The sequence below is a fragment of the Idiomarina seosinensis genome (assembly GCF_044797955.1).
Taxonomy (GTDB): domain Bacteria; phylum Pseudomonadota; class Gammaproteobacteria; order Enterobacterales; family Alteromonadaceae; genus Idiomarina; species Idiomarina seosinensis_A.
This window is the reverse complement of sequence record NZ_CP085211.1, coordinates 2,239,969-2,254,689: the sequence shown is the minus strand read 5'-3', so window position 1 is coordinate 2,254,689 and position 14,721 is coordinate 2,239,969. Positions and strand designations below refer to the sequence as shown.

General features: G+C 49.1%; 12 protein-coding genes and 2 tRNA genes. 6 read left to right on the top strand and 8 right to left on the bottom strand.

Going from position 1 to position 14,721, the window contains the following annotated elements:
• Positions 1–17 precede the first annotated feature (17 nt).
• The 3 genes from LG288_RS10640 to LG288_RS10630 all read left to right on the top strand — a co-directional run bounded on the left by LG288_RS10640 (position 18) and on the right by LG288_RS10630 (position 1,812).
• Positions 18–1,562, top strand: coding sequence for a BCCT family transporter (locus LG288_RS10640; RefSeq protein WP_404400356.1), 1,545 nt, complete (start codon positions 18–20; stop codon positions 1,560–1,562).
• Positions 1,563–1,618: 56 nt separating this feature from the next.
• Positions 1,619–1,693, top strand: a tRNA-Gly gene (locus tag LG288_RS10635).
• Between the two features lie 44 nt (positions 1,694–1,737).
• Positions 1,738–1,812: transfer RNA gene (locus LG288_RS10630), tRNA-Gly, on the top strand.
• Between the two features lie 10 nt (positions 1,813–1,822).
• Here the strand turns inward: LG288_RS10630 and LG288_RS10625 are convergent.
• Together LG288_RS10625 and LG288_RS10620 are read right to left on the bottom strand one after the other, a co-directional pair.
• Positions 1,823–2,755 carry a histone deacetylase family protein gene (locus tag LG288_RS10625; protein WP_404400354.1) on the bottom strand — a complete coding sequence of 311 codons (933 nt, stop codon included), beginning with the start codon at positions 2,753–2,755 and terminating at the stop codon, positions 1,823–1,825.
• 28 nt (positions 2,756–2,783) lie between these two features.
• A complete protein-coding gene (locus LG288_RS10620; RefSeq protein ID WP_404400352.1) occupies positions 2,784–4,628 on the bottom strand; it encodes a GNAT family N-acetyltransferase in 1,845 nt (614 codons plus the stop codon).
• A gap of 107 nt (positions 4,629–4,735) precedes the next feature.
• Here LG288_RS10620 and LG288_RS10615 point away from each other — a divergent pair, with 107 nt between their 5' ends.
• The 3 genes from LG288_RS10615 to maoP all read left to right on the top strand — a co-directional run bounded on the left by LG288_RS10615 (position 4,736) and on the right by maoP (position 8,490).
• On the top strand, positions 4,736–6,811 hold the full coding sequence (locus LG288_RS10615; protein ID WP_404400350.1) for a diguanylate cyclase: 2,076 nt from the start codon (positions 4,736–4,738) through the stop codon (positions 6,809–6,811).
• Positions 6,808–8,022, top strand: a complete 1,215-nt coding sequence (locus LG288_RS10610) for an Nramp family divalent metal transporter (protein ID WP_404400348.1) — start codon at positions 6,808–6,810, stop codon at positions 8,020–8,022. Before LG288_RS10615 ends, LG288_RS10610 begins: the two co-directional genes overlap by 4 nt.
• Positions 8,023–8,118: 96 nt before the next feature.
• Positions 8,119–8,490 carry a DUF413 domain-containing protein gene (gene maoP, locus LG288_RS10605; protein ID WP_404400346.1) on the top strand — a complete coding sequence of 124 codons (372 nt, stop codon included), beginning with the start codon at positions 8,119–8,121 and terminating at the stop codon, positions 8,488–8,490.
• Between the two features lie 50 nt (positions 8,491–8,540).
• On the opposite strand, the gene purD is transcribed toward maoP, so the two are convergent.
• The 6 genes from purD to prmA form a co-directional block, all read right to left on the bottom strand.
• The gene (purD, locus tag LG288_RS10600; RefSeq protein ID WP_404400344.1) at positions 8,541–9,824 is read right to left on the bottom strand and encodes a phosphoribosylamine--glycine ligase; all 1,284 of its coding nucleotides are present in this window, start codon (positions 9,822–9,824) and stop codon (positions 8,541–8,543) included.
• 8 nt (positions 9,825–9,832) lie between these two features.
• The gene (locus LG288_RS10595; RefSeq protein WP_404400342.1) at positions 9,833–10,696 is read right to left on the bottom strand and encodes a class I SAM-dependent methyltransferase; all 864 of its coding nucleotides are present in this window, start codon (positions 10,694–10,696) and stop codon (positions 9,833–9,835) included.
• Between the two features lie 85 nt (positions 10,697–10,781).
• On the bottom strand, positions 10,782–12,347 hold the full coding sequence (gene purH / locus LG288_RS10590; RefSeq protein WP_404400340.1) for a bifunctional phosphoribosylaminoimidazolecarboxamide formyltransferase/IMP cyclohydrolase: 1,566 nt from the start codon (positions 12,345–12,347) through the stop codon (positions 10,782–10,784).
• Positions 12,348–12,427: 80 nt separating this feature from the next.
• Positions 12,428–12,721 (bottom strand): DNA-binding transcriptional regulator Fis, encoded by a 294-nt coding sequence (gene fis, locus LG288_RS10585; RefSeq protein ID WP_404400338.1) that lies wholly within the window; start codon positions 12,719–12,721, stop codon positions 12,428–12,430.
• A gap of 7 nt (positions 12,722–12,728) precedes the next feature.
• Positions 12,729–13,700 carry a tRNA dihydrouridine synthase DusB gene (gene dusB / locus LG288_RS10580; RefSeq protein ID WP_404400336.1) on the bottom strand — a complete coding sequence of 324 codons (972 nt, stop codon included), beginning with the start codon at positions 13,698–13,700 and terminating at the stop codon, positions 12,729–12,731.
• 134 nt (positions 13,701–13,834) lie between these two features.
• A complete protein-coding gene (prmA, locus tag LG288_RS10575) occupies positions 13,835–14,719 on the bottom strand; it encodes a 50S ribosomal protein L11 methyltransferase (protein ID WP_404400334.1) in 885 nt (294 codons plus the stop codon).
• Positions 14,720–14,721 lie beyond the last annotated feature (2 nt).

Genomic DNA, 14,721 nt, shown 5'->3' with positions numbered 1-14,721 from the left:
ACCAAGCTAGCGCATCTATGACAAAAGACTCTTCAAAACAAGGCCTCGGCGATCCCATTGTCGTGGTCCTTACTATTGGCTTTATCGTCGCTTTCCTAGGTTTATCACTGTGGAATATGAATGCTGTGGCAGACCTGATTAGTGCGGGTTTTGCCTGGACCGCTCAATATTTCGGCTCTTTTTTCCAGTTACTGCTGTTACTGACTTTCATCATTGCAATCTTAACGGCTTTTAGTCGTTACGGCTCGGCTCGAATTGGTTCAATAGCAGAACCCGAAATATCAACCTTTCGCTGGTTATCAATGATCCTATGCACCCTACTGGCGGGTGGTGGGGTATTTTTTGCTGCAGGTGAGCCGCTTTATCATTACTTGATACCGCCGCCGGCGTCTTCTGCCCCGGCAAAAACGGCCGAAGCGATTGCTCCGGCTTTGGCGCAATCCTTTATGCATTGGGGCTTTTTGGCCTGGGCCGTTCTGGGCTCGTTATCGGCCATCGTGTTGTCCTATTCGCACTATGTCAAGGGGAAGCCGCTACAACCGCGTACTTTACTGTATCCGGTGGTTGGCGAAAAACTACTTAAAGGTTGGTTAGGCAGTGTTATTGATGCCTGCTGCGTTATTGCCGTCGTAGCGGGTACGGTTGGCCCCATTGGTTTTCTGGCGACCCAGGTCAGTTATGGTTTGAGCGAATTATTTGGGGCCACTAACGGGATTGCTTTGCAGCTGACTATCTTGATGGTGCTGGCTGCCGTTTACATGATATCTGCGCTAACCGGCATTCATAAAGGGATTCAATTTCTCAGTCGAATGAACGTTTATCTGGCGCTGATTATCGCTGCCATTATCATTATCTTTGGCCCAACGCTGTTTTTTGCTAACAGTTATCTGCAGGGTCTGGGACATTACATTAACGGCTTTTTCAGTATTGCCACGGTTACGGCTCAGACGGCTCCGGGTTGGTGGATGCAGTGGTGGACGGTGTTCTTTTTTGCCTGGTTTATTGGTTACACACCGCTGATGGCTATTTTTGTGGCGAGAATTTCGAAGGGCCGTACCATTCGTGAAATGATAATCTCTGTGGCGATTATAGCACCGCTGGTAACCACGCTGTGGTTTACGCTGTTGGGTGGTTCCGGTATTTATTATCAAAGTGAGGGTCTCTTTGATCTCACCGCGTCCCTGACTAACTTTGAGTTCGATGTTGCCACATTGACAGTGGCGCAGGCACTGCCTGGGGGCAAGTACATGGCGGCAGCAATTCTTCTGTTAACGACGGTATTTGTTGCCACAACCGGCGATTCAATGAGCTATTCGATTGCTATGGTTGGTGCCGGCCACGAACAGCCAAACCGCTGGATCCGCTTATTTTGGGGCGGTGCCATGGCGGTCATGGCGGCAGTCCTGCTGAACATGGGGTCTGGTCAAATTGGGGTTTTACAGCAATTTATTGTGATAACGGCGTTACCCGTCTCCTTGATTATTCTGCCAACACTGTGGACCGGACCGCAAACAGCGAAAGCAATGTGGCAACAGCAAGTTACCCTGGAGCAGCAAAATTAATGAAAAACTATTGACGGCGGCGGCGTAATGGGTAGAATACACGCCGCATTGATAGCGCGGGAATAGCTCAGTGGTAGAGCACAACCTTGCCAAGGTTGGGGTCGCGAGTTCGAATCTCGTTTCCCGCTCCAATGTCATCAATAAAAAGCATGATCCTCAGTTTAACAATCGAAAAGCGGGAATAGCTCAGTGGTAGAGCACAACCTTGCCAAGGTTGGGGTCGCGAGTTCGAATCTCGTTTCCCGCTCCAAATATTGTCCTTAAAAATCCTGACTGCCTAGTAAACCTTTTAAATGCGCAACAACGCTACGACCTAAGGCACTCTCGTCATAGCCACCCTCGAGAGTTGACACGATGCGTCCCTGGCAGTGCTTATCCGCCAACCGTTTCAGGTGGTCGGTTACCCAGAAATAATCGTCCTCTGTTAATAAAAACTGCGACATTTCGTCTTCGATATGACCGTCAAAGCCGGCCGAAATTAAAATTAACTGTGGCTTGAAATCATCCAGCCTTGGCAGCCATTGCTGATACACTGCTTCGCGCCACTCCAGGCTTTTACAGCCCGGTGGCAAGCCGACACTAATGATATGGTCACTGTTATTGTCTTCGTCAACAAAGGGAAATAACTGCTGCTGATAAGATGAACAAAATAAGACGCGGGGATCGTTTTTAAAAATATCTTCGGTGCCATTGCCATGGTGAACATCAAAATCAATGATCGCAATTCGGTCTAGTTGATACGCTTCCATCGCATAGCGCGCGCCCACAGCAATGTTGTTAAAAATGCAAAAGCCCATGGCCTGACTGCGAGTCGCATGATGCCCGGGCGGCCGTACTGCGCAGAAGGCCTGGTGGTTTTCGTGGCCCATTACCTTGTCAATCGCATTAATATTGGCACCCGCAGCCATCAGTGCCGAGGGCAGGGTGTCTGCAGTCATAGGTGTATCAGGGTCCAGCCAGATATGGCCTTCTGCGGGTTGTTTAGCAAACAGTTCATCGACGTAGTGGCGATCGTGTACGCGGTAAATATCCTCGATCGTTGCTTTACTTGCCTGTTCCCGGACTAACACGTAGTCCAGCCCGGAGCGGATGATCTGGTCATTAATCGCATCAATGCGGGCAGGGCTTTCCGGATGGTTGGGATCAGGATTATGCAAGTTACAGTCATTGTGGGTAAACAGTGTAATGGACATCGGGTTTCCTATCGACGGCAATGAACGATTAAGACGCGCTATAGTCGTCAAGTGATAATTTAAGCAATACTTCACCAGGTTCGTCTGCAGGTTGACGTTTAAAGCCGGCTTTTTCAAAAACGTTAAGCATAGCGGTGTTACTGGCGAGAACCACAGCCTGCATACTAGCCAGGCCCCGCGCCTTGGCAATCCGGGCCATTTCTTTTAATAACACACTGGCCATACCCTGTCCCTGATAGTGCTCTCGCGTTACAAAAGCGACTTCGCAGCTATTGTGCGACTCAATATAATAATAGCGACCAACCGCCATGATTTTAGCGGCCGAACCTTTTTGCCGGACAATACATAAGGCCAGATCACGCGACTGATCGATGCTGACCAGAGTACAGGACTTTTCTCTGCTCATCTGGGTCGGCACTGCATTGTAGCGTAGCTGAAGGGTTTCCTTGGTATGTGAATAAAAGAACTCTTGTAAGCGTCGCTCGTCCGACGGGTAAAGCGGACGCAGATCAAACTCTTCATCATTAAAGCTAATTTTAGTAAAGCCCATGCTGCCAAGTTCGGGGACATCTACCGGCGTCTGTTGCTGGTAATGCGGCACCCAATAATGCTGCCTGACTTGCTGTAATAAGTGTTGCCGGAACTTGGGGTGGGCAACCCGGATAAGCTCCAGAGCGCGCTCGCGAATACTTTTACCGCGCAAAGACGCCACACCAAATTCTGTAACCACATAATGGACATGACCACGAGAGGTTACGACTCCGGCACCCTCGTTAATATGAGCAACGATACGTGATGTTTTGCCATCGGGTGTGGTCGATGGAAGGGCAATCACAGGCTTACCGCCTTTGCTTAGTGAGGCTCCGCGACTAAAGTCAACCTGACCCCCGATGCCACTATAAAATTGCTGACCAATAGAATCCGATACCACCTGACCGGTCAAATCAACCTCGATGGCACTGTTAATAGCGATCAAATTATCGTTGCGGGCGATATTAGTAGGGGAGTTGACGTATTCACTGGGATAAAAACCAACATGTGGATTCTTATCGACAAAATCGTACAGCTTTTGTGTTCCCATGCAAAAGCTGGTGACAATTTTATTTGGGTGAAACGTCTTTTTGCGGTTATTAACGACCCCTTTAAGCATCAGCTCCATAATATCATCGGTAATCAACTCGCTATGTATGCCAAGGTCGCGGTGGTTAGTTAAATAACGTAAAGCCGCAGCGCAAACTCTGCCAACGCCGATTTGCAAAGTACAGCCATCGCGAACCAGAAGCGCAATATACTGACCAATACGCTCGATTATTTTATTATCTTCGGTGCTGGGTGGCGTTAGTTCCGGCAAGGGGTGCTCACCCTGCCAAAACACATCAATTTGGTTTTTATGCAAAAAAGATTGACCGAATGTGACCGGCATCCGGGGATTAACCTGGGCGATGACGGTATGCGCCGACTTGGCCGCGGCCGACACAACATCAACTGAGACGCCCATTGAATGATAGCCGTATTGATCCGCCGGACTAACCATAATCAATGCCACGTCGATAGGCAAAATGCCATTTTCAAAGAGGTTCGGGATATCCGACATAAAACAAGGGGTGTAATCGGCGCGGCCTTCATTAACCGCTGTTCTGACGGTTTCACCGCCGATAAAAAAGGTATTAACTTTAAAGACCTGCTGGAATTCGGGTCGTGCCCACTTATTATCAGACAAGGTCATGAGTTGAACGACTTCAATGTCGTGCAGGTTTTTCGAGTGCTCAATTAAGTCGTTAATTAAAGCCGTGGGTACCGCAGCGTGGGAACCGATAAAAATACGTTGTCCTGATTTTAACAATTTTGACCAATCCAACTTTTTATCTGTCATTTTTGTCTCACTTTTTTGCCGATTGGGTACTTGGTAACTGTGTTAAAATTAAGTTACACTTGACTTTTCGATGCGTACGGTAACAGGTTTATAAAACCGCGAGGTTTATGATTAAGCAATTAAAAGACCATTGGGCGGAAACCTCAGTACGTTCTCTCTACTTTTTAACGATAGCTGTTTTTATACTCCTGTCGATAGCCAATAGCTATGCCCAAAAAGTCGTAGACGAAAGCCAAATTGACCCCGCCCTGGAACAACGCCTGGATGATTACCTGGCTTTGTCTTTTGACGATGAAACAGAATCCAGGCAGTTTTTACAGCAAATTGTCGCTGATGTGGATGCTGCTACCCCATTCCTTAGCTATGTGCGTGCTAAAGCTTATTGGGCCTCTGAATATTTTTATGCAGATGACGCTGAAAAAGCTTACGAAATCCTTGAGCAGTTATGGCAGCAGGCTGTTGCAGTTAAAGCCGTGGACGCTCAAACAGAAATACTTGCCCATGAGATCGACTTTTTGGCCATGGAAGGCAAGCGTGGCGAGGCGTTTTTACGGGTCCCCGAGCTGGAAAGGTTGCTGGAACAAACCACCTCGGCCAGGATCCGCTACTATGCACACAACTTATTGGCTTCAGTGTACAGCGAATGGGAGCGTTATGATGAAGCGCTGGCGAACCTACTAAAAGCGCAGACCGCCCTCAGCCAAATCGATTCTGAGCTAAATGCCGGACGGCGGCTTTATTTGTTAAGTGAAATTGCCAATCTTTACCTTGCCACTGAACAGTGGAACGAAGCCATTGCGTTGGTTAATCGCCACGCCGACGAAGCGGTGGAAAATGGTGACGAGTATACGTCCTATGACTTCTGGTTTACGAAATATTATGCCCAGGCAGCGAAAAAGGATTATGAACAAGCGCTGGACAGTTTAACTAAAGCCTATCAGCTAGCGCAAAAACTCGAGCTGACATATCAGCAAGTTATTATCTTAAATAATTTTGCTGACGCTTATATTAAGCTAGAACAATATGAGCTGGCGCAAAAAAACTTAGCGCAAGCACAGGAATTAGCAGAGCAGCTTGAATACACCGAGATGCAGGCAACTCTCGAGTTTAACTTTGGATTCCTCCGGGTTAAAGAAGGGGATAGTCTGGGAATCAAGCAAATGGAGAAGGTGCTCGAAGAGTTTCGAGAGACGCTGCCTAAACTTGAGCTCGAAATGCTGCTGGGTGAACTGGCAGAGGCGTATGGTTTGCTGGAGCGTTATCAGCAACAATCCGCGGTACTAAAAGAGCAAATCAAGTTAAAAGAAGAAATTTCAGAAACTTCTCGACGGCAAAACATCGCTGAACTTCAGGCTGTTTATCAATCACGCGACAGAGCTCAGCAAATCGATTTGCTCGAACAACAAAATCAGCTGAAAGAACAAGTGATAAAAAATAACCAACAGCAACAGCTGATTTGGTTGCTCGTCATGCTGATAGTAGTTGCCAGCGCCATCCTCTTATTCGTTTTGTACCGGAAAACCCGGCGCAGTAACCGCCTACTGAACTTAACCAATAGCACCTTAGCGGACCAGTCAATGCGTGACCCGTTAACGGGACTGTTGAACAGACGAGCCATGCAGGAGGGAATGAAGGCCCGGCAGTCGCAAAGTATTGCCTCCCGGGATGCTCTTATCTTGCTGGACATTGATCACTTTAAAAAGATTAATGATAAATTAGGTCACGCGGCGGGCGATGAAGTGTTAGTGGAAATTAGCCGCCGCCTGCAGAGTATCTGCCGCGCTAAAGACTCGCTGATACGCTGGGGGGGTGAGGAATTCTTATTCCACCTCGTCGATATTGATATGCAAGGGCTACAGCGCTTTGCTGAGCGCACGCTCAGCGTCATCGCCGCTGAACCTATCACGGCCGAAAACCAGCAGGTTGAGGTAACCGCTACCCTTGGCTTTATTCAGCTACCCTTTGATGGTCTGGATGAGAGTCAGGTGGGCTGGGAGCGGGCACTGCAGATTGCTGACATGGCACTTTATCAAGGCAAGCGGGAGGGTCGTAATCGTGCCTGTGGCGCGCTGCGCTTAAAAGTCGACTTTGGTACTGCCCGTAAAGCATTTCAGCAAGACTTATCGGTGTTGTTGAAAAACGACTGGGTTGAACTAATAACCCTACCCGGTCCGAAGCAGTGAAGCTTTCTCAGTTTGGTCCGGGCGCATTAGTCGCTGCTGCATTTATTGGTCCCGGCACTGTGGTTACCGCCTCCTTAGCAGGCGCAAATTTTGGCTATGCGTTGTTATGGGCGCTGTTATTTTCAGTGGTTGCCTGTCTTATTCTTCAGGAAATGGCACTGCGCATTGGCGTAATAACCCAGCAAGGGCTGGGCGAGAATATCAAAAGTAATTTGCCCCACCCGTTAGCCCGGGTGTTTTTTACCGGACTTATTTTTGTCGCTATTTTGGTCGGCAACAGCGTCTATCAGGGAGGGAATTTATCCGGTGCCAGCCTTGGCTTAGCCGGCCTATTGGGTCCGTTAGCCATGCCAGCGCTGGGTATTGTCGATGCCTGGCCATTATTGGTAGGCGTGGTGGCATTTTTTGTGTTGTGGTCTGGCAGTGCAAAAGTTATCGAGAAGTCACTGATCGGGCTCGTGTTGCTCATGAGTCTTGCTTTTGTAGGTACTTTTTTACTGACCAAACCTGATTTTTCTGCGGTTATTCCGGGGCTGTTAATTCCTTCACTTCCGGACGGAGCAACCTTAACTGTGGTGGCTTTGATTGGCACGACTGTCGTGCCGTATAACCTCTTCCTGCACGCCTCGAGTGCAGCAAAGAAATGGCATAGCCAAGCGCAGCTTAAAGCAGCTCAGTTGGATAGCCTGATTTCTATTCCACTGGGAGGGTTGATTTCAATGGCTATCCTGGCGACAGCCGCCACCGCATTTTTTGGGCATCAGGCAAGCATAAACAGCGCCGCCGACTTGTCGGGATCACTGGAGCCTTTATTTGGAGTATCTGCACAATACCTGATGGCAGTGGGGTTATTTGCCGCAGGGATTTCCTCGGCTACGACAGCGCCCTTAGCATCCGCTTACGCTGTCAGTGGCATCCTGGGCTGGTCAAAACAGCTCGATAGCCGTTCGTTCCGAGCGATCTGGTTAAGCATACTTTTTATTGGTGTGGTTATCAGTAGCCTGGGTCTGGAGCCGGTGAGTGTTATCTGGCTGGCGCAGGTCGCTAATGGCATTCTGTTGCCGATAATGGTGGGCTTTTTGTGGTGGCTGTGTAATAAGCCCGCGTTAGGAAACTATAAAAATACTGGCTGGCAAAACATGATGGCAGCGGTACTCATGGTCGTCTCTCTTCTGCTTAGCGGGAAAAGTCTCATGGCGGCTTTTTTATAAAACTATTGACAACGGCCTGACTAAGTTCTATATCGTCATTGTCGCAAATTAGCGACGGGCCTTTTTGTTTGGTTTTAGTCTTTTAGGATGCCTGCCATGACTAATATAACCCGCGAGTCTCTGCTCAAGAGACCTTTTAATGATTTTCGTAATTATCCTTATGGTTTTTCCCGTTCAGGCGATTTTTCGATAAAAGAGAGCGATGCCCTGACGCAGTATGGGTGTCTGATTACCGCACTTTTAAAAGGCGAATACTTACCCGAAGATTCTCACGACCTGCAACTGTTGGCGGCGGCAAAGGGCGAAAGTGCCCCTGTTAGTACCGTCGAAAAAGCCTGGGCAAAGTATCAGGCTCGTATTCATCGTCCTAAAGTGGCCAGTATGTATGGCAAAGGCAAGTTTGCCGACGACAGCTTTGACACTGGCGGGGCGAAAGACAGCGAAGACGATTTAATTATTGAAGATTAGTCGACAAAAGCGGCAGCCAGTAGTGTAAAGGCTGCCACTTTTCTTATCGGTTACTGCTCTCGACTAATTGCACGGTGGGCAATATCAGTGCGGTAGTACACGTTGTCCCAGCTGATTTGCTCGACCAGTTGATAGGCGCGTTGCTGCGCCTCGGTGACATTGTCGCCCAGTGCAGTGCAACACAACACCCTGCCTCCCTGAGTAACGACTTGGTCATCGGCGAGCTTGGTGCCGGCGTGAAACACTTTAGTGTCCTCGTGGGAGTCGTTTGGCAACCCATGGATTGTATCACCCTTGCTATAGCTGGCCGGATAGCCCCCGGCTGCCATAACCACCCCAACTGCAGCGCGAGAGTCGAAATCAACGGGTACGGGTTTAAGTTCTGCGGCCACTGCCTGTTCGCACAACTCAACCAGATCGGACTTAAGGCGCATCATAATGGGCTGTGTCTCCGGGTCGCCAAATCGACAGTTATATTCAAGCACTTTGGCACTGCCATCGGCACTAATCATAAGCCCCGCATACAAAAATCCGGTGTAAGGATGTCCCTCTTCGGCCATACCTTTGATAGTGGGCTTAATAACGTGCTGCATAACCCAGTCATGCACCTTAGGAGAGACAACGGGGGCCGGCGAGTAGGCGCCCATACCGCCGGTATTTGGACCTTTATCGCCGTTATCGCGCGCTTTATGGTCCTGGCTTGAGGCAAAAGCTACAGCATTGTCGCCGTCGGCCATGACGATAAACGAGGCTTCCTCGCCTTCTAAGAACTCTTCAATGACAACCCGGTGGCCCGCGTCACCGAAGCGATTACCTGCCAACATGTCTTCAATAGCAACGTCTGCCTGTTGCACTGTAGTGGCAATGATAACCCCCTTGCCAGCGGCTAATCCGTCGGCTTTAATGACGATTGGCAGGCTGTTAGCCCGGACATAGTTCTTGGCTGATTCGACATCGGTAAAGTTTTGGTAAGCGGCGGTTGGAATATTGTGACGCTTTAAGAAATCCTTGCTAAAAGCTTTCGAACCTTCCAGCTGCGCAGCCGCTGCGGTTGGTCCGAAGATCTTCAGGCCGGCTTCGTTAAATCGATCGACAATGCCCAGAACCAGAGGTGCTTCTGGACCCACGATGGTTAGCTCGACAGACTCCTGCCTGGCAAAATCGACTAACGCCTGAATATCTTCAGGGCTAATATCGATATTCGTGAGGCCGGGCTCCAGCGCTGTTCCGGCGTTCCCCGGAGCCACATAGACTGTGTCAACTTTTGGCGACTGCGCCGCTTTCCATGCCAGAGCATGTTCGCGGCCACCAGCGCCGACAACCAAAACTTTCATAAAGGTCCTTAATTAACAGGTTTTTTGAATTTAAGTGTAAAGCGGTCGCTTTCACCAATGGCTTCATAAAATGCAGGATCATCGCCCTCGGCCACATTAAGGGTGGGTGGCAGATTCCAGACACCTTTAGGATGATCGGCTGAGTCTTTGGGATTGGCATTAACTTCTGAGCTTTCAACAAACTGGAAGCCGGCCTCTTCCGCAATACCAATTACCCAGCTCTCTTTTATATAGCCACTCTCTGCCATAGCTGCATCAGTGGCATCTTCAGGTAGACGGTGATCGACAACACCTAATACTCCGTCCGGGATAAGGGCCTGGTAGAACTGTAAAAAGGCTTCACGCACGGCTTCTTCACCGCCGCCCATATACCAGTTATGTAAGTTGCGGAAGGTCAGTACCCGGTCAGCGCTACTAGGCGGAGCGATATCGGACTCAAGCGGTGTTGTCGGCGCAAACTCGGTAATTTCTACGCGCCCGAAAACCGGCTCAGTAGAAACCCGCTGCTTAAATTTATCAAGTGAACGCTGATAATAGTCGCTGTTTGTTTCTTCAGGAAAGTGTGCTGCGTAAAGTGTACCCTCGGCTTCAAGGTACGGCGCCAGTATCTCAGTGTAGTAGCCGCCGCCGGGCCATATTTCGACCACCGTCATGTCCGGTTCGACACCGAAAAATTCCAGGGTCTCTACCGGGTTCCGATGTTCATCGCGGCGCACATATTGCGGTGTACGATCCGGATGTTTAACGGCTTCTTCCAGTGTCATTGTCTGGCTGTCATCAAGCTCAGGAACCGAGCTTTGCTGCGGCCCTGAATCACAGGCGGCAAGGGTGACTGCAGAACCTATAATTAAAGCTATGGCTGAATGTCTCATTAGTGTGCTCCTTAGTTTAAAACAGATATTTTAAGACTAGCCCCAATCGTCCGGGGCGGCAACTAACATTAATTTTTACTGCTCATTAATGCCGAAAATGGCGCATTCCGGTAAATACCATGGCAATGCCATGCTCGTTGGCAGCGGCAATAATTTCTTCATCACGAATTGAGCCGCCTGGCTGAATAATGGCCTGGATACCATTTTCAGCAGCCGCGTCAATGCCATCACGAAATGGGAAAAAAGCATCAGAGGCCATTACTGAACCCTGCACTTCAAGCCCTTCGTCGGCCGCTTTAATGCCGGCGATTTTTGCGCTGTAAACCCGGCTCATTTGGCCTGCGCCAACGCCTATGGTCATGCCGTCTTTGGCATAAACAATCGCGTTAGATTTAACAAACTTAGCAACTTTCCAGCAAAATAGTAAATCAGCCATTTGTGCTTCAGTGGGTTCTACCTTGCTGACCACTTTCAGATCATCACGATTAAAGTCCAGGGTATCGGCCTGCTGCACCAGCAGGCCGCCATTAACGCGTTTATAATCCCACTGTTCGGCACTTGCCTGAAACGCTCCCGCCTCGAGCAGGCGCACATTTTTCTTCTCGGCAACGATATGCTTAGCCTTATCACTAACGCTTGGTGCAATGATGACTTCGACAAATTGCTGGCCAATAATGGCTGCTGCAGTATCGGCATCTAGTTCGCGGTTAACGGCAATAATGCCGCCAAATGCTGAGGTAGGATCTGTCTTAAAAGCCTGCTGATAAGCGTCGCTGAGCTTATCGGCAATGGCAACACCGCAGGGGTTTGCATGCTTGACAATAACGCAGGCTGGCTGGGCAAAGCTTTTTACGCATTCCAGAGCGGCATCGGTGTCAGCAATATTATTAAAGGACAAAGCTTTGCCCTGTAATTGAATTGCACTTGAAACTGTACCCGACGGGACTTCAGGGTCACTGTAAAATGCTGCAGTCTGATGACTGTTTTCGCCATAACGCAACGCTTGTTTATGCTTTACCTGTAGGTTTAGTGTGCGCGGGAACTGCTGTTCGTTATCACTTAACTGGGCGCCAAGGTAGTTTGCGATCATTCCGTCATACTGTGCCGTATGTTCAAAAGCGGCTACGGCCAGTTCAAAACGGCTATGCTCTGAAACACAATTGCCGTTACTGGACATTTCATCCAAAACCCGTTGGTAATTTTCCGGGCTAACAACAATAGTGACATCGTTGTAGTTTTTGGCGGCAGCACGGACCATAGTGGGTCCGCCAATATCAATATTTTCAATTGCGTCGGTTAAAACACAGTCGGCTGCTGAAACCGTTTCCTTAAAAGGATAAAGGTTAACGACAACTAAATCGATCGGCGCAATATTTTGCTCTTGCATCACCTGTTGATCGATATCGCGGCGTCCTAAGATACCCCCGTGTATTAACGGGTGCAGGGTTTTTACCCGACCGCCCATGATCTCAGCCTGGCCGGTGTGCTCGGAAACATCAGTTACCGGTATGCCGGCTTCACGAAGTAATGTAGCGGTGCCACCGGTAGAGAGAATTTCAATGTCTTTAGCCGCAAGTTGAGTGGCGAATTCTACAACGTCGGTTTTGTCAGAAACACTAATAAGAGCGCGTTGAATAGGTCGGGTTTGCATAGGTTTGCCTTTCGTTTAACAAGGTAAATTACGTAGACTAAAAGAAAAAAGAGCGCTCGGGAGCGCTCTTTTTGTACTACTTAATTCATGCCGTATTTTTTCAACTTTTTGCGTAAGGTGCCGCGGTTAATACCCAGCATGGTTGCAGCCCGGGTCTGGTTCCCACGAGTGTAAGTCATTACTTCCTCAAGTAAGGGAGCCTCAACTTCTGACAGAACCAATTCGTAAAGCTCCTCAGGATCTTGGCCGTCTAGTTGCCGTAAAAAGCTGTTTAGCGCTTGCTTCACCGAGTCGCGCAAAGGCTTCGGTTGCGAATTATTGCCGATAGTGGTTAAAGGTGATGCATTCTCACGGTTAGGGTTTTGATCAAACATAATGCGCTTATCTCTTTTCTACAGTGACAAAATAATTTTCTAATGAATCAAGCTGCTGCGAGGGCTGCTCGATTTGATTAAACTGTTGGCGAAATTCGCTGCCGTTTGGCTGCGCTTTGATGTACCAGCCGACATGCTTACGAGCAATGCGGACGCCCTGGTAATCACCATAAAACTGATGCAGATTGCGCACATGGCGTATGACTGTTGATGCCACCTCTGCCAGCGTCGGAGGGGCCATCAGCTCTCCATGCTGTAAAAAGTGGTTGATTTCGCGGAATAGCCAGGGGTTACCCTGAGCGCCACGACCAATCATAATGGCATCTGCACCGGTGTAATCAAGTACCTGTCGGGCTTGCTCCGGCGTCGTTACATCGCCGTTAGCAACAACCGGTATCGATACACATTTTTTTATTGCCTTGATGGTGTCGTATTCGGCATTACCTTTATACATGCAGGCACGTGTGCGGCCATGAATGGCTAATGACTGAATACCACAACGCTCAGCAATTTGAGCAATTTTAATACCGTTTTTTTGTTCTGGATTCCAGCCGGTACGAGTTTTTAAAGTAACCGGTACGGTTACTGCCTGCACCACTGCGGCAAGAATCTCTTCAACGAGCTCCGGGTATTGCATTAACGCCGAGCCCGCTAATTTTTTGTTCACCTTTTTTGCCGGGCAGCCCATATTAATATCAATGATCTGAGCGCCTTTGGCAACGTTCAGGCGCGCCGCTTCAGCCATTAAAGCTGGCTCACAACCGGCTATCTGGACCGCTCGAATGCCAACTTCGCCGGAGTGATCCATGCGCTGTCGCGACTTATCTGTCGCCCAGACTCTAGGATTACTGGACAGCATTTCAGACACTGTTAACCCGGCACCCAGCTCATGGCACAATTGCCTGAATGGCTGATCGGTTACACCGGCCATTGGCGCAAGAATTACATTATTTTTTAAGTGGTACTGACCAATCCGCATCGGTTAAAAACTATGCAGCGAAAAGGGTGAAGAATTTTATGGAATTTACCGCCTAAAGGAAAGGCGAAAAAGTATGCAAAAGCCGCCTTTTTTTAAATTTTTACTATTGACAAAAACCGGCTGCTATAGCGTATTCAGTTGTTTTGCCGTCGGCCGGATAACATTACCCAGTCGCCGTCGGAGGTTATTGGGTCAAACTCGATGACAGGCTGGTAAGCCTGCATCACTTGCTCGGCCTGATGGCTAAGAATTCCTGACAGCACAAGTTGGCCACCTGCAGCGACATAACTGAGAATAACTTCAGCCAACTCTTTTAATGGGCCGGCCAGTACATTAGCCATCACTAACTGAGTTGATGTTGCTGGTGCTTCGCCAGGTAGAAAAACGTCAAAGGCATCAGCTACCTGATTACGAAGCGCATTGTCTTTAGTGGCAATCAGTGCTTGTCGATCGATATCAATACCTATTGCGTGCTGTGCCCCCAGTTTCAGGGCGGCAATACCCAGGATACCCGAGCCACATCCAAAGTCGATAACCTCAAGCCCCTCGGGTGGGTTACTATCCAGCCAGCTCAGGCACATTGCCGTGGTGGGGTGGGTGCCGGTGCCAAAGGCCATACCAGGGTCCAGAAGAATATTAACGGCATCTGGCTTTGGAATATCACGCCAGCTCGGACATACCCACAATCGTTGACCAAAGCATATGGGCTGAAATCGATCCATCCATTCTCGTTCCCAGTCTTTGTCCTCTAAGGCATCGGTTTTATATTGTAGCGGAGACTTCAGTAAGTCTGACTGTTCTAGAGCCGCAACAACGGTAGTAAGATCCTCGTCGGCATCAAACAAGCCTGTGACTAACGTATGGTGCCAAAACAGTACTTCGCCTAACGGTGGTTCAAAAATCGGCGTGTCGGCACCGTCCCGGTAGGTTACCGCCTGTGCTCCATTTGCCATCAACAGGTCGCCCACCTGGGGCGCCCGCTGTTCACTGCTCGACAAAGTAAGTTGTATCCAGGGCACGG

Excerpts from the sequence above, each read along its gene's own strand:
- LG288_RS10620 (WP_404400352.1), bottom strand. The coding sequence starts at position 4,628 with ATGACAGATAAAAAGTTGGATTGGTCAAAATTGTTAAAATCAGGACAA.
- fis (WP_404400338.1), bottom strand. The coding sequence starts at position 12,721 with ATGTTTGATCAAAACCCTAACCGTGAGAATGCATCACCTTTAACCACT.
- LG288_RS10625 (WP_404400354.1), bottom strand. The coding sequence starts at position 2,755 with ATGTCCATTACACTGTTTACCCACAATGACTGTAACTTGCATAATCCT.
- purH (WP_404400340.1), bottom strand. The coding sequence starts at position 12,347 with ATGCAAACCCGACCTATTCAACGCGCTCTTATTAGTGTTTCTGACAAA.
- dusB (WP_404400336.1), bottom strand. The coding sequence starts at position 13,700 with ATGCGGATTGGTCAGTACCACTTAAAAAATAATGTAATTCTTGCGCCA.
- LG288_RS10595 (WP_404400342.1), bottom strand. The coding sequence starts at position 10,696 with ATGAGACATTCAGCCATAGCTTTAATTATAGGTTCTGCAGTCACCCTT.
- purD (WP_404400344.1), bottom strand. The coding sequence starts at position 9,824 with ATGAAAGTTTTGGTTGTCGGCGCTGGTGGCCGCGAACATGCTCTGGCA.
- maoP (WP_404400346.1), top strand. The coding sequence starts at position 8,119 with ATGACTAATATAACCCGCGAGTCTCTGCTCAAGAGACCTTTTAATGAT.
- LG288_RS10640 (WP_404400356.1), top strand. The coding sequence starts at position 18 with ATGACAAAAGACTCTTCAAAACAAGGCCTCGGCGATCCCATTGTCGTG.
- LG288_RS10615 (WP_404400350.1), top strand. The coding sequence starts at position 4,736 with ATGATTAAGCAATTAAAAGACCATTGGGCGGAAACCTCAGTACGTTCT.